Annotated in this window: 6 protein-coding genes and 1 pseudogene; 6 read left to right on the top strand and 1 reads right to left on the bottom strand. The window is 69.3% G+C overall.

Features of this window, described 5'->3' with window-relative positions:
• The first annotated feature begins 485 nt into the window (after positions 1 to 485).
• The 6 genes from pglW (at position 486) to D7294_RS31145 (ending at position 19,501) form a co-directional block, all read left to right on the top strand.
• Positions 486 to 5,222, top strand: a complete 4,737-nt coding sequence (pglW, locus tag D7294_RS31170; protein WP_120685186.1) for a BREX system serine/threonine kinase PglW — start codon at positions 486 to 488, stop codon at positions 5,220 to 5,222.
• A gap of 78 nt (positions 5,223 to 5,300) precedes the next feature.
• Complete coding sequence (gene pglX, locus D7294_RS31165; protein ID WP_120685185.1) at positions 5,301 to 9,026, top strand: BREX-2 system adenine-specific DNA-methyltransferase PglX; 3,726 nt, start codon at positions 5,301 to 5,303, stop codon at positions 9,024 to 9,026.
• 25 nt (positions 9,027 to 9,051) lie between these two features.
• Entirely contained in the window at positions 9,052 to 12,954 is a 3,903-nt protein-coding gene (gene pglY / locus D7294_RS31160; RefSeq protein WP_120685184.1) for a BREX-2 system ATPase PglY, read from the top strand.
• The gene (pglZ, locus tag D7294_RS31155; protein ID WP_120685183.1) at positions 12,954 to 15,830 is read left to right on the top strand and encodes a BREX-2 system phosphatase PglZ; all 2,877 of its coding nucleotides are present in this window, start codon (positions 12,954 to 12,956) and stop codon (positions 15,828 to 15,830) included. Before pglY ends, pglZ begins: the two co-directional genes overlap by 1 nt.
• Positions 15,831 to 15,903: 73 nt before the next feature.
• Positions 15,904 to 17,256, top strand: coding sequence for a BREX system ATP-binding protein BrxD (gene brxD, locus D7294_RS31150; protein WP_120685182.1), 1,353 nt, complete (start codon positions 15,904 to 15,906; stop codon positions 17,254 to 17,256).
• Between the two features lie 73 nt (positions 17,257 to 17,329).
• The gene (locus D7294_RS31145) at positions 17,330 to 19,501 is read left to right on the top strand and encodes a DEAD/DEAH box helicase (protein WP_120685181.1); all 2,172 of its coding nucleotides are present in this window, start codon (positions 17,330 to 17,332) and stop codon (positions 19,499 to 19,501) included.
• 101 nt (positions 19,502 to 19,602) lie between these two features.
• Here D7294_RS31145 and D7294_RS34090 read toward each other — a convergent pair.
• Positions 19,603 to 20,530 (bottom strand): annotated as a pseudogene (locus tag D7294_RS34090) (ISL3 family transposase); the annotation flags it as partial.

Below are 20,530 nucleotides of genomic sequence, written 5' to 3'. Positions count from 1 at the left end.
GGCGGGGAGGAAGAGGCCGAGGTGGCCTGGCGACAGGCGCGGGATCGCTTCGACGAGCTGGGAGATCCGCACGGGGCTCCTGAAGTTCCTCTCGCTGAGCAGTACCTTCACTGGCCCTGTGCGCGGCCTGCGTGCAGCACCCGGGCCAGCCTCTGTCAACGGAGGGCTGGGAAAATCGATGGGTCGGGGCCGCATGGCGTTCGGCAGGACATCCAGGCAGCGGTGCCCGGAGCGCCGCAGGGTAGGAGGCGCGCCGACCGCTGTGTCGCTCTGGGCCCCTTGGCCGGATCCGCCCGTGACGTAACCCCCTCCCGTCCGCGAGATCCCGCCAGGACCTGCGAGCCCTGTGTCCTGGCGAGCTGATCCTCTGCTCGTTGTCAGTCCCGCCCTTTAGGATTCTTTGCGAGGGTTCGGCCGGGCTTCCTGGTTCGTCGACAGGAAGGCTGCGGGCGTGCGCGCAACAGCGGACACAGACGGAGAGCGGCATGGGGGAAGGCCGGTGGACGGCGGTCACCGAATCCGAGTACGAGCACGAGCGCCGCGGTCTCGAAGCGATCCGTCGGCGTCTGCCGGATGAGGAGCCGTGGCGCGCCTGGTCGAATTTCACGTTCACCGCGGCCAGCGGTCACGTGCGCGAGGTCGATCTTCTGGTGACGGCACCAGCCGGGGTGTTCCTGATCGAGTTGAAGGACTGGCACGGCTCGGTGCACGGCGGCGGCAACGACTGGGTGCAGACCACGCCTGGCGGGACCATGCGTCGGCACGGGAATCCGCTGCATCTGGCGAACCGCAAGGCCAAGGAGCTGTCAGGGCTGATCAACGGCAGCTCCCGCGGTCCAGGAGCCCGTAAGAGGATCTGGGTGGGTGAGGCGGTCTGCTTCACCGATGACAAGCTACGGGTGACGCTGCCGGCCGCCGATATGAACGGCGTGTTCACGGTCAAGCAGCTGGTCGAGATGCTGGCCGATCCGCCGTCCGACGCCCGACACCGGATCACGGCGGAGACGTCCCGCCAGGTCGGCGCCGCGCTGAAGAGACTGGGTATCGCACCGATTCGCCGACAGTACGAGGTCGGCGGCTATCTGCTCGACGCCAAGGCCTTCGACTTCGGGCCCACCTGGGCCGACCACCTGGGCCGTCACTCCCAGCTGCACGATCTGGCGCGGGTCCGGATCTTCCTCAGCGAGCGGGGCGCTTCCGATGACGAGCGCCGTTCGGTGGAGCGGGCCGCCGCCCGTGAGGCCATGGTGCTCAGCCGGTTCCGGCACCCGGGCGCGGTGCAGCTGAAGACATATCTGCCGTCGGGACATCCGGCCGGCCCGGCGATCCTCTTCGACTACCACCCCGAGACCCTGCGCCTGGACGACTACCTGGTCGAGCACGGGCAGCGGCTGGATCTCGAGGGCCGACTCGCTCTGGTGCGCCAGCTCGCTGAAACGGTGCGCTCCGCGCACTCCCGGCGGGTTCACCATCGCACGCTGTCGGCGCATGCGGTGCATGTCGTGCCACGCGACCGCGGCCCGCGCGGGCGGGAGCTCGGCGAGGAGCAGCGCTGGCTGCGGCCGTGGCTGCAGATCGCGGACTGGCAGATCGCCAGCGGCCACAGCGCCAGCAACGGCCGGCCGCTGACCTTGGCGCCCACCCATCTGTCCGGCTCCCACGTCTCGGAGCAGGCCGATCCCTATCTGGCTCCTGAGCTGCGCCTTCCGAAGGCCGATCCGGTGCGTCTGGATGTCTATGGGCTGGGCGTGCTCACGTATCTGCTGGTCACCGGACAGGCCCCGGGCGCGAGTCAGAACGAGGTGCTGGCGCACTTGGAGGCCGGCGGGAGTCTGCGCCCCAGCGCACTGGTCGACGGCCTGCACCCGGACATCGACGATCTGGTGGAAGCGTCCACCGCATACGAGCCGGGCCGGCGGCTGTCCACGGTCGACGACTTCCTGGAGATGCTGGAGTACGTCGAGGAGGCGTTCGCCGACGAGCCCACAGCGGATGAGGCGGAGCCCGGCGGCGGGAATGGAAGCGGGGCCGGTGACAGCGGTCCGGCATCCGGCGGCGACCAGCAGGAGCCGGAGAAGGATCCGCTTGAGGCGGTAGCCGGGGATGTGCTGGCCGGCCGCTGGGAGATCGTGCGCCGTCTCGGTACTGGCTCGACGTCGCGCGCATTCCTGGTGCGGGATCTGGAGGGCGAGCCCCGGCGGAGCGGGGCTTTGCCGGTGGCGGTGCTGAAGGTGGCGCTGAGCGAGGCCAAGCACGCGATCCTGGACCGGGAGGCTGCGGTCCTGGGCCGTATCCACCGGGATTCCAGCATCATCTCGCTGTACGAGCCGGAGCCGCTCACCCTCGCCGGCCGCCGGTGCCTGGTCCTGGAGTACGTGGGCGACACTCGGGAGCCGAAGGACCAGGACGCAGGTGCCGGCGGTGGCGGCAAAGGGCCGCGCCGCCGTGAGGACACCGTCGCGCGCCAGCTGCGGGACAACGGCCGCCTCGGCATGGATCAGCTGGAGGCGTACGGGATATACCTGTTCGGTGCGGTGGAGCACCTGGAGGCCGAGGGGATCTGGCACCGGGACCTCAAGCCGGACAACATCGCTATCCGGATCCGCCCCAATGGCACCCGACAGCTGGTGCTGATCGACTTCTCACTCGCCGGGTACCCGGCCACGGAGATCGAGGCCGGTACCGAGGGTTATCTCGACCCCTTCCTGGGGATCGTCACGCGCGGCTCGTACGACGGGCACGCCGAGCGGTACGCGCTGGCGGTGACGCTGCACGAGATGGCGTCGAACGAGCTGCCCCGCTGGGGCGACGGCTCGGTCACCGCCCGACAGACGGACCCGAAGAAGTGGCCGTACCCGCAGATCGCCGCCGATGCCTTTGAGCCCGCTGTCCGGGAGGGCCTGGTGGCCTTCTTCCGCAAGGCGCTGGCAAGAGATGTGAAGGACCGCTTCCCGGACCTGAAGCCGATGGAGCGGGCCTGGCAGCGCATCTTCCTGGATGCGCAGCGCACGACGGCGCCGAGCAGCGGCCATGGTGAGAAGGCCGGGCGCGGCGCGAGGAACGCCGGGGACTCGTCCCCCGTGGCGTCGGGACCGGACGCGGCCGCGGAGCCGCGGATCGGACGCGAGGACGACGATGCCCTGGCCGAGCAGGTTCGCAATCAGCAAGCCGAGCGCGCCGATCGAAGCACGCCGCTGTCGGTGGCCGGCCTGACGCTCTCTGCACAGTCGCAGCTGTTTGCGATGGGGCTGAACACCGTCGGGGACGTCCTGGAGTACTCGACGCGAAAGTTCCTCACCGCGCCGGGCATGGGCTCGCGCACCCGGGAGGAGATCCAGCGCCGGCAGAAGGAGTGGAACGCCCGCCTGGGCAAGGCGACCCCAGCGCCACTGAGCCCGGAGGCCCGGAAGGCGGCCGGCCAGGAACTTTCGGAACTGGAGCGGGCGGTCGCCGACTCCGTTGCCTCTGCGGGCGAGGACGTGCGCGATCCGTTGGTACTTGGGCGACTGAGCCTGGACGCGCTTGCCTCTCGCCTGGTGCCCAAACCGTCCAGCGGCAACGCCCGGTCCAACGCCACGGAGCGGGAGGCGATCCGCCTGTTGCTGCGCCTGCCGAACGAGGAGGGTGTACTGCCGGACAGTCTGCCCTGGGTGCGGCAGCGGGACGTCGCCGAGGCCCTGGGGCTGACCGCAGGCCGTATCCCGCACATGGTGAAGAAGGCCCGTGAGCGCTGGTTCAACGACCCGGCCCTGGGACTGCTGCGCGAACAAGTAGTGGAGTTGCTCGCCGAGCGCGGCCGGGTGGTCCCGGCCGTCGAACTCGCCGACGCGCTGATCGCCCGGCGGGGTACCCAGCTCGCGGAGCGGCGTGACCGGCGGGCGCTCGCCCTGTCCGTCCTGCGCGCGGTGGTCGAGCGGGAGAGCTACGACAACGAAACTCCGCAGCTCTTTCGCTACTTTCACGCCCGGATGCCGCAGGGCGCCGACCCGGTCCTCGGGCTGTTCGCCCTGGATGTCCGGGAGGGCGTCGACGGTCCGGACACTCCGACCCAGCCCGCTCTTCAGGCGTACGCGCTGGCTCTGGGCGCCCGGGCCGACAAGCTGGCGGCGCTGGAGTCGTTGCCGACCGCCAGCACGGTCCTCACCGATCTGGACGCGGTGCGCCGACCGCCCGGCAGCCTGGGCTGGGACGAGCGGCGCACCGCCGAGATCGCGGTCGCCGCATCCACCCTGGCCGCACTCACCCCGCGTCTGGAGATCTATCCGCGTGACCTGGGCCTGGTGCGCGCGCTGCGCATCACCCAGGCCGGTGTCGTTGCGGTGCAGCCCGGTATCGAGGAGGACCGGCAGCCGGGCCTGACGGTGGATGCCCTGCACAAGCGGGTCACGACCCGCTTCCCCGAGCTGGGCACCGACCCGCTGGCTCCGCGCGAGCTGCCCACCGGCAGCGCCCTGGTGCGCGACCTGAGGCAGGCCGGCTTCGAGCTGAAGCTGGCCACCCGCTACGACGGTGTGCTGCGGCTGGTCCCGGACCGCCCTGCCGGGAACGCAACCGCCGGTCTGACCTCGGCGAGCTGGGGTGCCTCCGCGGCAAGACGGTCTGTACCGACCCGGTACGACGAAGACACCGCGGTCGCCGCCGCCGTCAAGGCCGAGCAGCGCCTTGCGCACTCGGCACGGCAGGACGGCTTCCGGGTGTTGACCGTGCCGCAGCGCCGGGCCGAAGAGGCGGTGCGGCTGCTGACCGAGGCACCGTACGGGGCACAGCCTCTGTCGCTGACCGGACTGTTCCTCGCTGAACTACGAGGCGTGGTGGGCGAGGCGGCCCGACCGACATGGGAGACCGTGCTGAAGGCAGACGCCGCGGAGACCGGCAGCCGGGCCCACCAACAGCTGCGCATCCGCACCGACAAGGCGTGGGGGCGCCTCGAGCCGGAACTGCGGGAACGGCTGACTGCCCGACGTGACGACGGCCCGCTGCTGCTCACCGACACCGCGGTCCTCGCCCGGTACGACGCATTCGACCTGCTCGGGCGGCTCGCGGAGGAGGCACGGCAGGGCGGCAGAGCACTGTGGCTGCTCGTCGTGCAATCCGACCCGGCGCGGGCACCGCGACTTGCCGGACAGAGCGTGCCGTACCAGGCCGGGTTCGACGAGTGGATCGTCGTGCCGGACGCGTGGGTGGCGCGCAGGCATCTGGTGTCGGACAGCCGAGCCATTTGAACCGCCCTTTGCCACCTCTCCACAATCCGAGAGCCTTAGCTTTCTGTTTCGTCTCCACTTCTCCCACAGGAGCCGTCCGTGATCGACCGCAAAAGCCTCCTCGCCGATCTGCAGAAGCAGGTCAAGGCAGCGGAGAACGACCTTGAACAGCAGGTCAAGGCACTCCCCGACGTAGCCGCACGGTTGCGGGGCGAGTACGACCAGGCTCGGAAGCTGGGACGTACGGCGGCGACCTGGAATGCGTGGCTCGGCGACCGGGTCACCCAGGTAGCGGTGGCCTGGGTGCTCGGCACGGTCTTCGTCCGGTTCAGCGAGGACAACGGGCTGATCCCCGAGCCCTACATCACCGCCCCCAACGTGGCCGGGCGGGAGATCGCACAGGCCCGGTACGAGGAGTACCTGGAGAGGGACGCCGACCCGACCTACCGGGGGTGGTTGGAGGCCGCCTTCGCCGAGTTGGGCGCAGGGCAGGCTGGGAGGCTGCTGTTCGACCCCGACCACAACCCCCTGTTCCAGATCCCGCTCTCGCACGACGGGGCCGGCGCGCTGCTGGCGTTCTGGCGGGAGCAACGAGTCCACGACTCGGGCGGCAGTGACGAGCCCGTCAGTGACGCGGTCCTCGTGCACGACTTCCGCGACCCCCTCAGTGAGGACGGCACGGAGGGCTGGGATACGCGGTTCCTCGGGGACCTGTACCAGGACCTCAGCGAGGCCGCCCGCAAGACGTACGCGCTGCTGCAGACGCCGGAGTTCGTGGAGGAGTTCATCCTCGACCGAACGATGACGCCGGCGGTGCGGGAGTTCGGCTTCGAGGAGCTGAAGATGATCGACCCGACCTGCGGGTCCGGGCACTTCGTCCTCGGCGCATTTCGACGGCTGGTACGGCTGTGGGCCGAGCAGCGGCCCGAGGTGGGGCCGTACGAGCGGGTGCGGGCGGCACTGGAATCGGTGCATGGGGTGGACCTCAACCCGTTCGCGGTCGCGGTGGCCCGCTTCCGGCTCCTGGTCGCGGCGATGGCCGCGAGCGGTATCACGACCTTCGCAGGCGCGCAGGCGTATGAGTGGCCCATCCAGTTGGCGGTCGGCGATTCGCTCATCAAGGACCGGCAATTGGAGCTGGAGCTGCAGCTGGGCCTTGGGGAGAGGCAGCAGGCCGGTGACCCGCTGGCCGAATTCTCGTACGTGACGGAGGACTTGCACGACTACGATCGGATCCTGGAGCCGGGGCGATACCACGTGGTGGTCGGCAACCCGCCATACATCACGGTTAAAGACAAGAAGCTGAACCAGCTGTATCGGGAGCTGTATGACGCGTGCGCCGGTACCTACGCGCTGTCCGTGCCCTTCGCTCAGCGATTCTTCGAACTTGCCAAGCGGGGCGGGGCCGACGGCGAGGGATACGGCATGGTCGGGCAGATCACGGCGAACTCATTCATGAAGCGGGAGTTTGGCACAAAGCTCGTCGAGGAGTTCTTCGCACACAAGGTCGAACTCTCCGAGGTCATCGACACGTCGGGGTCCCATATCCCAGGACATGGGACCCCAACAGTGGTTCTTGTAGGACGCCCCCGTGCTGGCAGCGGCCGCTCTACAACAATCCGCTCAGTTCGGAGTGTACGTGGCGAACCTTCCGTCCCCGCACAAGCAAGTGAGGGGTTCGTCTGGAAATCGATCGTGCAGCATATCGATATTCCGGGATGGCTAGACAGTTGGATCGCTGTCGATGATCTGGATCGAGATCAATTTTTCGCGACCCACCCTTGGGCCCTTGCGGCTGGCGGCCAAGAGCTTGTCGATCAGATTCACAAGAACAGCAAGGTGAAACTCTCACGACTAGCTAAAAGCATCGGCGCAAGCGCGGTGACCCGGGAAGATAGCGCTTTCATGCTTGGTCGCGGGTATCTTCGGCGACATAATATCCCTGAAGAGCAACGGCGCCCACTGGTCGAGGGAACCGCGCTGCGCGACTACATCATCAATGAGCCGATCGAATCCGTGTGGCCATACTCGGAGAAAGATCTGAGCGCCACTGCACCCCTTGCGGTAAATAGGACCCTATGGCCTACACGCCGAGTCCTCCGTGAGCGCACCGCCTTCGGGAAGACGCAGGTCGATCGTGGTCTGACCTGGTTCGAGTACTCCATGTTCTTCAAGTCGCGATACCGGGTCAACCCGGCAATCGCTGTCGCTTTCGTAGCCACTCACAACCACTTTGCCCTCAGTAGGCCGCGTGACGTGTTCCAGCACTCCGCGCTAATCCTTGAACCGCGAGAGGAGTGGAGTCAGAATGAAACACATCAACTCCTCTCCCTCCTTAACAGTTCGGTCGCCTGCTTCTGGCTGAAGCAGGTATGCCACGACAAGGGGCACGGCGGAATCGGCGGAGGCGTCGCAAGCGAAGAATGGGAGAAGTTCTACGAATTCAATAGCACGAACCTAGCCGATTTCCCAATTCCGCGCGATCGCCCAGGTGAATTGGGGGATTCTCCCGCACGGCTTATCGATGATCTTCAGAAAAACACCCCAGCAACCTTGTGCGTGAGTGCCACGCCCACCGCAGCCGCCCTCCGAGAGGCCGAGGCCCGCTACCGGTCCACCCGCGCTCGCATGATCGCGCTCCAGGAGGAGCTGGACTGGCACGTCTACTCCCTCTACAACCTGCACTCTGAGGACCTGCGCCTGCCGGACCCCGATTCCGTGCCCGAACTCGCCCTCGGTGAGCGGGCCTTCGAGATCGTGCTCGCGCGTGGGGTGAAGGCTGGCGAAGTCAGCGATGAGTGGTTCAAGCGGCACGGGTCCACACCGATCACTGAGATCCCCAAGCACTGGCCAGTCGAGTACCGCGCGCTCGTGCAGAAGCGGATCGACGCGATCGAGTCCAACCGCGCCATCGGGATGATCGAGCGGCCCGAGTATAAGCGGCGCTGGGCGACCGAGGGCTGGGACGCCATGCGGCACAAGGCGCTCAGGTCCTGGCTGCTCGACCGGATCGAGGACCGCTCGTACTGGTTCGACGAGCAGGGCAACCCGACCATCACCACCCTCGCCCGGCTCGCGGAGAGCCTGTCCACCGACGAGGACTTCACCGCCGTCGCCGAGCTGTATGCGCCCCGGCAGGACCTGGCCAAGATCGTCCGCGAGTTGCTCTCCGAAGAGCACGTCCCGTTCGTCTCCGCACTGCGCTACAAGCCGGCCGGGCTGAAGAAGCGCGCAGACTGGGAGCACGTGTGGGAGCTGCAGCGAGAGGAGGACGTCGCGCCGGACGAGCCCGCCAAGCGGAAGATCCGCGAGCGGACGCCGGTGCCGCCTAAGTACATCGCCGCCGACTTCCTGAAGCCGAGTTACTGGCGCGCCCGAGGCAAGCTTGATGTCCCCAAGGAGCGCTTCGTGTCGTACGGCACGGCCAACGTGCAGTCGCCCGAGCTGTACGGGTGGGCTGGCTGGGACCATCTGGAGCAGGCGCTTGCTCTCGCCTCGTACGTGCAGCAGGCCGGGCTCGGGGAGGAGGAGATCGTGCCGTATCTGGCGGGCCTGCTGGAGCTGCAACCCTGGCTGGATCAGTGGTACGGCAAGTACGACCCTGAGTTCGGGGCTTCGCCGGCCGCCGAGATCCTGGCGTTCCGGCAGCAGAAGCAGGGCGAGCTCGGGCTGACCGACGACGCCCTGCGCGCCTGGCGCCCCGCAGCCGCCACGCGCGGGCGCGGTGGTGCGAAGAAGGCCACAGCGTCCAAGAAGACCGCCGTCGCGCAGTCCTCGGCTGACGACATCCCGGCGAAGTTCGGCACCCCCGCCGAGTCCGACTGATGAGGGCGAGGAGTAGACACACACCATGGCGTTCATGAGCAGGAACACCCCTCGCCCCGAGGACCGTCCGCTGCTGCGCGAGCTGATCGACATCCCGGAGTCGGTGTCCACCTCCGACTTCGTGCTGAAGCTGAGCGAGGCGGTTACCCCCGAGGGCGCCGAGGCGGCGCTGAAGGAGTACGTGGTCACCGACCGGCTCGTAGGCAACTTCGGCGAGGCGCTGGATCTGATCAAGTCGGCGCTGGACAGCCACTCCTCGAAAGCGGCCTACCTGCACGGCTCGTTCGGTTCCGGTAAATCGCACTTCATGGCGGTGCTGTACGCCCTGCTGTCGGGCAATCCGGCCGCCCGGGCGCGCGCCGAGCTGGACCCGGTGCGCGCCCAGCATTCCTGGCTGGATGCGGGCGACCGCAGGTTCCTGCTGGTGCCGTACCACATGCTGGGGGCCAAGTCCCTGGAACAGCGCGTGCTCGGCCGGTACGTGGAGCATGTGCGCAAGCTGCACCCGAGGTGCCCGCTGCCGCAGGTCTATCTGACCGAGGGGCTCTTCGAGGATTTCGGCCAGCTCCGTCGGCGTAACGGCGACGGCTGGGTGATTGAGCAGCTCGCGGATGCGGGGGAGGGACTGGAGGACGAGTGGGGCGAATCCTTCACCTGGACGACCGAGCTGCTCGATGCGGCGGTGAACGCGCCCGAGGAGCATGAGAACACCAAGCAGCTCGACCTGGACAACCCCTCCACGCCGCGCGAGCTGCGGGCCCGTCTCGTCCAGGACCTGACCCAGACGCTGTTCCCGTCGTTCGCGCGGGGCGCCTCCGAGGATGCCGACGGGTTCGTCTCGTTGGACAGGGGGCTCGGCATCATCGCCGCGCACGCCAAGGCGCTCAGCTACGACGGGCTCGTCCTGTTCATGGACGAGCTGATCCTGTGGCTCGCCTCGCGGATCCACGACCAGAAGTTCGTCTCCCGTGAGGCAGACAAGATCACGAACTTCGTGGAGGGCGGCGACGAGCGACGTGCCATCCCGGTGGTGTCGTTCATCGCCCGCCAGCGTGATCTGCGGGAGCTGGTCGGCGAGGAGATGTCGGGGGCCGCGGAGGCGGCCGTGCAGGACAGCCTGAAGCTCAGCGGCGGACGCTTCGACAAGATCGTCCTCGAGGACCGCAACCTGCCGCAGATCGCCCGGGCCCGCGTACTCAGGCCCGTCGACGCCGAGGCCGAGGCGAAGGTGGAAACCGCGTTCGCCGAGGCCAAGAAGCTCGGGCCGGACATCTGGGACACCCTGCTCGGGCACGACAAGTCCACCACCGGAGCGGACGAGGAGGCCTTCCGCAAGACGTATCCGTTCCCGCCGGCGTTCATGGACACGCTGGTGCACATCTCCTCGGCGCTGCAGCGCTCCCGTACCGGTCTGAAGCTGATGAGCCAGCTGCTCGTCGATCACCGGGACGACTGGCGGCTGGGTCAGCTGGTGCCACTGGGCGATCTGTACCCGGCGATCGCGGGTGGCGGTGACAAGGCGTTCAGCGGCGAGACCCATGTGCACTTCGAGGCCGCCGACAAGCTGTACCGCGACAAGCTCCGCCCGTACCTCCTCAAGACCAATCAGGTCACCGAGGACCAGGTCGAGGCGTACCGGCGTGATCCGGCGAGTCTGGGCGATCCGCAAGTCGCTGCTCGCTGCCGTGACTTCACCGGTGACAGCCGACTGCTGCAGACCCTGCTGCTGTCCGCGCTTGCACCCAGCGTGCCTGCGCTCGCCGATCTCACCCTGGCGCGGCTGCACGCCCTCAACCACGGCTCCATCACCACCCGCATCGCGGGCACCGAGGTCGGCCGTCTGGAACAGAAGGCCAAGGAATGGGCGGCGACCTTCCCCGAAATCAAGGTCGTCGGTACCGGTCCGGGCGCGGTCGTCCGTCTGGAGCTCACAGGCGTCGACCTGGATGCCGTGCTCGCCAACGCTCAGGTGCACAACAACCAGGCCAGCCGGCGGGCGAAGATGCGAGCGTTGCTCAAGGAGGCGCTCGCCGTCAGCGACGGCCCTGGTGGCTTCGACCCGTATGACGTGCTCGATCTGGTATGGAAGGGCACCGAGCGACAGGTCGAGGTGGTCTTCGGCAACATCGCCGAGGCCGACTCGCTCCCCGAGTCGACGCTGCGGCCCAGCCAGGAGGACGCTTGGCGGCTCGTTGTCGACTTTCCCTATGACGAGGGCGAGTTCGGGCCGATGGATGACGTGCAGCGGCTGCGCGCCCTGCGGGAGAGGCCGGGCGGTGAGTGCCGCACCCTGGCCTGGCTGCCGACGCATCTGACCGACGCCGTGCGCGGTGACTTCGAGCGGCTCGTGGTCATCGACAAGGCGCTCGCGGACGAGGCCCGCTTCGACTCCGACTTCGCGCGCAGTCTCAACGCCGACGACAAGGCCCGCGCCAAGGGCATGCTGAAGTCGCAGCTCGCCATCCTCACCGAGCGGGTCCACCAGGCGCTGCGGCAGGCGTACGGGCTGGCGCAGAAGCAGGAAGGGGTCGTCGACCTCAGCTTCGATACCCATCTGGTCGCCCAGCAGGAGGTGGCCGATCTGCGGCTCCCGCTCGGTGCGCAGCTGGACGCCGCGGCGCGCGAGCTGGCCGGAAAGCTCCTCGCCCACCAATTCCCCGCCCACCCCGACCTGGACCCCGAGGGCACCGGGAAGGCCGTCAAGGCCGCCGATATCAGGACCGTGTTCGGGTACGTCCGAAGGGCTGCCGAGCACCGCGACGGACAGGTGGAGGTCGAGGCCAAGGACCGCAAGGTCATGGCTCGCATTGCGGGCGGACTCGGGCTCGGTGTGATGCGGGAGGCGTACTACCGGCAGGCGAGCCTGTGGGCCGACCACTTCAGCAGTCAGGCCCGGCGGGATGGGGTCGCCGAGCCGACGCTGGTCAGGCTCTCCGACTGGAGTGACCTTCCCGAGCCGCGCGGACTGCCCGAGCCGCTGCGGCGGCTGCTCGCCGCCGCCTACGCGGAGATGACCGACCGGGTGTGGGTGCGCGGTGGTGTGCCCGTTGAGCCCGCGCCCGCGCCGCAAGAGCTGAAGCCGGATTTCGCACTGCGTGAGCAGCAGCTGCCCGGCGAGAGTGACTGGGATCAGGCGCGGCAGAGGTTCGAGACGGTGTTCGGGGGCGTGGCGCCGCAGCTGCGGCGCGGGCGGATCGTCAATCAGTTCGCGGGGCTGATCAGGCAGGCCGCGAGCGGGCTCGCCCAGGACGCCGGGCGGCTGGTCACGGAACTGGAGAAGCACCGCGACTTCCTGCGGCTGACCGACGACTCGCCCCGGCTCGTCCTGGCCCGGCAGGCTCAGGAGCTGGTCAGGCAGGTCATGGATGCGGGCATCGACGCCAAGACCGTGGTGGACCGGCTCGCCCACTTCGCCCTCGGCGACTTCACCGCGCACCGGTACGGGATGTCGCTGAAGAGCGCAGGGATGGTGGCCACCGCGCTACAGAACACCAGTTGGGACCATCTGGGCCTGGCATCCACCGCCGGTGTGGAGGGCGAAGCCGTCCTGGCGCGGATGCGGGAGGCGGCAGCCGGTGACCCCGGTGACTATCCCGACCTGCCCGGGGTGCTGAGCACCTGCGGCAGGGAAGTGGTGGCGCTCCTCAGGTCCCGGCAGGCCCCGGCCCGGCCGCCCGAGACACCCACCGGCTCGGCGGCGCCGAGCTCCGAGAGCGTGGACCTGGGCAGCGGCTCCGCCCATCCGCAGGTGCTGCCGGAGCCGCCGCAGCAGCCGGGGCCGCGCACCGGCTCGCGCTCCGTCGCCCGTTCCGGCGGCGGGCAGACCACCGCCGCCCGGGCCGCCGCCGAACTCCAGGCGGAGATTGCGGCGCTCGCGGCCGCGCACCCGGACGCCGTCGTCGAGGTCGTCTGGAAGGTCGTCGACTGATGGCCGAAGCAGCGACCACCACCCCCCAGGCCGCAGGTCCCGCCCGGCTGTCGGCCGGGACCGTCCGCCAGTACCTGGCGGCCCGCAGCCGGCTCGGGGACGGCGCGGTCCGCGTCCTGCTGCTGCGGGCCGCCCCCGACTGGGACGCTCCCGCCGTGCAGCGCACGGCGGGCGGGCTGCGGGCGCGGGTGACCGTCGCGCCGTCCGTACTGGCCGTGCACGAGCTGATCCTGGGCCATCTGGATGCGGCGAGCCCACCCGACCCCGGGGTCCTTGTCGTCCTCACCGACTGTGAGGACACCGATCTTGATCCTGGACTGCTCGCGCGGGTCTACGGCGGCCGCATCCGGTCGGTCGACAACTGGGAGGTTGTGCGGGAGGCGTTCGACGCGCGCGGGATCGACGGGCGGCTGCGCGGCGAGAGCTGGGCGGCCGAGGCGCTCATGGACGCGGCGGCCACCCGTGGCTGGCCCTCGCTCGGCAGGGGGCTGCTCTCCCGTGACGAGGCCCTCACCCGGCTGGCCAGGCGTCGACTGCGCCTGAGTCGCCAGGACACCGACGCGCTGGGGGTACCGGTCACGCACGACGATGGCGAACGTATCGACGCCGTCGCCCTGTTCCGCTGGACTCTCACCCCCGGCGGTCCCGACCTGCTGCGCGAACTGCGCGGACCGGAACGGATCGGCCTCTCCGCCTTCCTTGGCGAACCCGAACAGGCCGGCTCCACCGGCCGGATCATCACTGCCCTGGTGGATGCCGGGCACGGGCATGACGCGGCTGCGTACGCGGTGGTCTGCGCCGCCCTGTGGGGGCACGCAGGCGCTGACCACGAGCTGTACCGGGCGCGCGGACGCGCCGAGCGGTGGCTGGGTGAGCAGCCGCCCGCCCATGGCGAAGACCTCGACCGGCTCCTGGCCTCCTTCGCGGAGAGCGGCGAGGCGTATGTGCGTGGGCTGCTCGACCGGGGCGAGCACCGGCTCTCCGACCCGGTGCTGAGCAGGGCCGCGCAGCTCGTCACCCAGTTCGGGGCGCAGAGTGCCGCCGCGGCCAGCCCCATGCTCGCGGCCGGACTTGACGCGCGCTTCACCGCCGCCGGCCGCGCACTCGCCGAAGGCGGCACACAGAAGATCGCCGACGCCATCACCGCGCTTGCCCAGCACGCCCTGGCCTCTGTCGACACCACCCCTGCCCGCATCGAGCGGGTGCGGATGGCGGCACGGCTGTGGCGCTGGCTCACCAGCCGTCCCACCCGGGAGATCCTCTCCGTGGCCGAGGGCATCGCCCGCCAGATCCGCGAACTGGGCTGGGTGGACCGAGCCCTGGAACACCTGGAGGCCGGCGGTGACACGGACAGCGTGCTCGCCGACGCGTACAGCCGGATCGGCGAACAGGTACGCAGCGAGCGCCGGGCCCTGGACCACGCGTTCTCCGAGCGGCTCGCGGTGTGGACAGCGGATGGCACCGTGCCCGGCGCCATGCTCACTGTGGAAAGTTTCCTGGAACGGGTGGTCGCTCCCGTGGTGGCCTCGCCCGGCCACCGAGTCCTGCTGCTGCTCGTGGACGGGATGAGCGCGGCGATAGCGGCCGAGCTCGGTGAGGAACTGCGCGCGCACTGGTCGGAGTTCGACCCCCTGCCGGAGCCTGCCGGGGCACCGGCCCGGCGAGCGGTGGCCGCGGCGCTGCCCACCCTTACCGCTGTCTCGCGCACCTCGCTGTTCGCCGGCACCCTGATGAAGGGCGACCAAAGTGACGAGAAGCGGCTCTTCCCCGAGCACCCCTGCTGGAAGGGGACCCCGGCGGTGATCTTCCACAAGGACGATCTGCGCGGCCCCGACACCGGCTCGCCGTTCTCCACTGCCCTCACCGAAGCTCTCGCCGACGAGCGCACCCACGTCGCGGTCGTCCTCAACACTGTCGACGACCGGCTCGGCAAGGAGCAAAAGCTCGGCGACGGCTCATGGCGGGTAAAGGAGATCGGCGGCCTGGAGCCGCTGCTGCGGGCAGCCCGAGCGGGCGGCATGACCGTGCTGCTCACCTCCGACCATGGGCATGTGGTCGAACGGCGCGGCCGTAAGGCCGATGCGCCCGCCGGCAGCGTCGCCTCGGCTCGCCACCGCTTGCCCGGCGGTCCCCTTGCCCCGGCCGAGATCGAACTGTCCGGCCCTCGGGTAGTCTGGCCGGAGCCCGGCGCGCGGATCGTCGCACTGCGCGACCACGACGCCCGCTACACGGCCATGAAGGCCGGTTACCACGGCGGGGCCACCCTCGCCGAGTTCACCATCCCGCTGCTCGCCCTGCTGCCGTTCGGCGCCGAGCCGCCCACGGGCTGGCGGGAGCTGGGGGAGCCAGCGCCCGCGTGGTGGACCGAAAGCACCGAAAGCATGGACATTCCGACGCCGGACGCCTCCGGAGCCAAGGGCGGGACCGAGGCCGTCGGCGCAGGACCGCGCCGCAAGCAGACGAAGAAGACACCCGCCGTGGCAGAGCCGGCCCTGGCGCTCTTCGGGGAGGAACAGGCGGCCCCGCCCGCACCGAAGGACTCCACCTCCGCCGTCGGACCAGGTGGCGACCCGGCCACCGCCCTGGTGGAACGCCTCATGGCCACCGAGCTGTACCAGGCACAGTTCGAACTGCTGGCCCGTAAGCCACAGGGTAAGGCGGTACCGAAGGCTCTGGTCGCCTTGGTCGAGGCGGGCACGCTGACGATGACCGCGCTTGCCGAACGCGCGGGCCAGCCGGCCACCCGCGCGCCCGGCTTCGCCGCGACCCTGGCTCAGCTCCTCAACTACGACGGCGCCCAGATCCTGGAGATCCTGCCCGACAACCGCACGCTGCGCCTGCACCGGGCGCAGCTGATCGACCAGTTCGGGCTGTGAGGCACGGCACCGCCCCGGCCGCCGGGCCCGATTGCCGGCGGCCGGGCGAACGACCGGATGGGAGACTGGCCGGGTGAACGCGTTCGGATCTTCAGCACCCGGTACGGGATCACCGGTCGGCGCCATTCGGCGACGCGCCGTGGTGGACGCGCTGCGGCGTGGCGCCGTCCCCGAGATCGGATTGGATCTGCTCGCCACCGGCCTCGACCGCTTCGAGCGAGCCGTCGATGAGGAACTGGACACAGTCGCCGCCGGCGGCTCGGTTTTCAAGGCGGTACGCGGCGAGTACGGCTCCGGCAAGACCTTCTTCACCCGTTGGCTCGCTGAACGCGCCAAACGCCGCACCTTCGCCGTGGCCGAGGTGCAGGTGTCGGAGACCGAGACCCCGCTGCACAAGCTGGAGACCGTCTACCGGCGCCTCACCGAACGTCTCACGACCGCGAGTTTCCCGCCCAGCGCGCTGCGCCCGGTCGCCGACGCCTGGTTCTACGCCTTGGAAGAGGACGCCCTCGCCGACGGCGCGGACGAGAGCGACCTGTCCCAGGCAGTGGACCAGCTGCTCACCGCCCGCCTGGCGGAGGTGTCCCGACATGCTCCTGCGTTCGCCACGGCCCTGCGCGGCTACAAGCAGTCCCTGGACGCCGGTGACGAGGCCACTGCCGCCGCGCTGATGGCTTGGCTCGGCGGCCAGCCGCATGTCGCTGCGTCCGCCCGCCGTAGCGCGGGGGTCCGTGGCGATCTTGACCACTTCGGCGCGTTCGGCTTCCTGCAGGGCCTGCTCACTGTCCTCAGGGACGCCGGACATTCCGGCCTCGTCCTCGTCTTGGACGAGGTGGAGACGCTGCAGCGGGTCCGCTCCGACGCCCGTGACAAGGCCCTCAACGCGCTGCGACAGCTCATCGACGAGGTCCACTCCGGCCGCTTCCCCGGCTTGTACCTGATCATCACCGGTACCCCCGCCTTCTACGATGGGCAGCAGGGCGTGCAGCGGCTCGCACCGCTTGCCCAGCGCCTGGCCACCGACTTCACCACCGACCCCCGCTTCGACAACCCCCGGGCCGTCCAGATCCGGCTGCCCGGATTCACCGAGGAGTCCCTGACCCGCCTGGGCGCAACCATCCGCGACCTGTACGCCGAAGGCTCCCGGGCGCCCGACCGGATCAAACAGCTCGCCGACGATGTCTACCTCACCGACCTGGCCAAAGCCGTGGGCGGAGCGCTCGGGGGAAAAGTCGGCGTGGCGCCGCGCCTGTATCTGAAGAAGCTGGTCGGTGACGTCCTGGACCGGATCGACCAGTTCGATGACTTCGACCCGCGTACGCACTACAAGCTGACGGTGAGCGGTGTTGAACTCACCTCCACTGAGCGGAACCTCGCCGCATCAGCGCCAGCCGTTTCGGCAGACGACCTCGAACTCGAGTTCTGAAGGCTCCATTTTCCAAGTCCCCGACTTCCCCGGGCCCGGGCGTCCCCCACAGCCCGGAGGACTCCAACCTCTGATGATCACTGCAGGAGGCACCCGCGTGCAGGACCAGCCGCACGGCACCGACCCGGTGGAACGCCTCGACCCGGTTGTCCTGCACCACATCATCAACACCCTTGGCTGGCCCGATCTACGTCCTCTGCAGAAGGCCGCCGTGCACCCGCTGATGGATGGCGAAGATGCGATACTGCTCGCGCCGACCGCAGGCGGCAAGACGGAAGCCGCCACCTTCCCCCTCCTGTCCGCGATGCGCCACCAGCACTGGACCGGCACCTCGGTGCTGTACCTGGCCCCGCTCAAAGCCCTGCTGAACAACCTGGCGCACCGGGTCGACAGGTACGTCCAGTGGCTGGGCCGCCGAGCCGCCCTCTGGCACGGCGACACTCCCGAGTCAGCACGCCGCCGCATCCGCACCGAGTCCCCCGACGTGCTCCTCACCACGCCCGAATCCCTTGAGGCGATGCTCATCAGCGTCAAGACCGATCATGCGCACCTGTTGGGCCGAGTGCGTGCCGTGGTAGTCGACGAAGTGCATGCCTTCGCCGGGGACGACCGTGGCTGGCACCTGCTCGCCGTACTCGAACGTCTGGAAAAGCTGACCGGCCGCCGCATCCAGCGCGTCGGCCTCTCTGCCACTGTCGGCAACCCCGGCGCCCTGCTCACCTGGCTCCAAGGCGCCGACCCCGGCCATCGCTCCGGCCAGGTCGTCGCCCCTGGTGTCACCCTGCCCACCGCCACCGACGACTCCGCACCGCCGCGCCCCGCGGGAGAGGTGGAGCTCGACTACGTGGGATCGCTCACCAACGCCGCGAAGGTGATCTCTGCCCTGCACAAGGGGGAGAAACGACTCGTCTTCTGCGACTCCCGTAAGCAGGTGGAAGAACTCGGTGCGGCGCTACGAGCCCGCGACGTCACCGTTTTCCTCTCCCATGCCTCCCTCTCCACCGACGAACGCACACGCTCCGAGCAAGCCTTTGCCGAAGCCCGTGACTGCGTCATCGTCTCCACCTCGACCCTGGAACTCGGCATCGACGTCGGAGACCTCGACCGTGTCATCCAGATCGACTCACCGAGCACGGTGGCCTCCTTCCTGCAGCGCATCGGCCGCACCGGGCGTCGCGCGGACACCTCCCGCAACTGCCTGTTCCTCACCACCCGGCCCGCTGCCCTCCTCCAAGCCGCCGGTCTGCTCACCCTGTGGGCCCGAGGCTGGGTGGAACCCGTCACCCCGCCTCCCTCCCCCCGCCATCTCGTCGCCCAGCAGCTCCTCGCCATCGCCCTCCAGGAACACCGCGTCGGCGACAGGCTCTGGCCCGAACAGTGGAACGGACTCGCGCCCTTCGACCGCTCCGCCACCCCCCTCCTGACCCACCTGGTCGCGCAAGGCTTCCTCGACAGCGACGGCGGCATGCTGTTCATCGGCCCCGAAGCCGAGAAGCACTTCGGCCGCCGCCACTTCACGGAACTGACTGCCTCCTTCACCGCGCCCCCCGAGTTCACGGTGCTCGCCGGGCGCACTGAGATCGGCACCACCGATCTCACCGTCCTCACCGAAGAGCGCCAAGGCCCGCGTCGCCTGCTCCTGGCCGGACGCAGCTGGCAGGTCACCTACATCGACTGGGCCCGACGCCGCGCCTTCGTCGAACCCGTCGACGAAGGCGGCGTCGCCAAATTTCAGGGCAGCGAAGCCCGCGGCCTGTCATACGCGCTCACCCGCGCCATGCGCGACGTGCTCCTGGGCACCGACCCCGACGTCCGCCTCACCCGACGCGCCACCGCAGCCCTCGCCGAACTGCGCACCGATCGTGCACCCTACGAAGTGCATCCAGCGGGCACCCTGCTGGTCCGCAACGCCGAGGCCACCCGCTGGTGGACCTGGGCTGGCTATCGAGCCAACGCCACCCTCGCTGCCTCCCTCGGCAACCTCGCCGACCCCGTACAACGCCCGACCGACACCCACATCCGGCTCCGCCAGGACCTCTCTTCTACCGACTGGAAAACGGCCCGCGCTGAACTCCCCGACTCCCTCACCCTGCCAACCGTCGACCCACGAGCGGTCCGCGGCCTGAAATTCTCGGCAGCACTCCCCGTCCGCATCGCCACCACCACCCTCGCCGAACGCCTCGCCGACTTCGACGGCGCCCTCGCCGTGGCCCGTGAACCCGCACGGGTGGAATGGCCTAGCTGAACAGCCAGCCACACGCAACCCCACAATTCAACCGGCGACAGTTGCGGGGTCTGTCCAATGAGTGGCTCTGTTCCGTAGTCGGTGGTGACGGTGGGTCTTTGTCATCGGAGCAGGATGCGGTGACGGAGGAGGTCGAATCCTGCTCGGCCGTGCATCTGGCGCATGATCTTCTTGGTGCGGGTGTTGAGGCCTTCGGTGCGGCCGTTGCTCCAGGGCAGGGTGAGGCCGGCGGTCAGGGCTGCGCGGTCGAGTTCGAGGCCGTTGCAGAAGCTGTGCAGGTGGGGCAGGTCGCAGGCGCGGGCTGTGGTGATCCAGTGGGTGAGTTTGCTGTCCTTGGCCTGGGCCGGGGTCAGGAGTGTGGCGAACTCGCCGGTGAGTCGGGTGAGTGCGGTCGTCTCCGGGCAGGCCGCGGTGAGGAGGCCGAGCAGGTCTGCGTCCTTGGTCCGCAGGTGCTCGGGGTGGGTGAGCAGGAGTCGGGCGAGGCGGCGGGGTGTTGTCACGGGGTGGTCGCCTTCGGCGCGGCCTTGGTTGAGGTAGCGGACGAGCAGGTTGGCGCTGCCGGTGTAGCCCAGTTCCCTGATCTCTCGAAGGAGGTGGGTGACGGGGACGGCCGGGTTCTCGGACCGGCGTCGGCGCAGGTGGTCGCGGTAGGGGTCGACCAGCGTGGGCCGATGGCGGGGGGGCGATGCGATCGGCGGGCGGTTCGGAAATGCGGGCGTAGCGCTTGACGGTGTTCAGGGCGAGGTTCAGTCTGCGGGAGCAGTCGGGTAAGCCGACGCCGGAGTCGAGGAGGGTGTGGACTTTGTGCCAGCGTTCCCGGGTGGTCTGCTCATGCTCTCCGCCGGGCCGGGGCGGGTTGATGGTCGCCCAGCACGGGGCGTGGGCGCGAACCTCGGCCAGGACCTTGTCGCACAGGTTGCGCCACAGATGCCAGCGGTCACTGACCTGAACCGCGTCGGGTAGTGCCCGGCGGATCGCCTCGGCAAAGGTAGCCGAGCCGTCCCGGCACACGACCTCGATCCCTCGTTT

It is taken from the genome of Streptomyces hoynatensis (genome assembly GCF_003626535.1).
GTDB lineage: Bacteria > Actinomycetota > Actinomycetes > Streptomycetales > Streptomycetaceae > Streptomyces > Streptomyces hoynatensis.
This window is presented reverse-complemented; position numbering and strand designations above follow the sequence as displayed.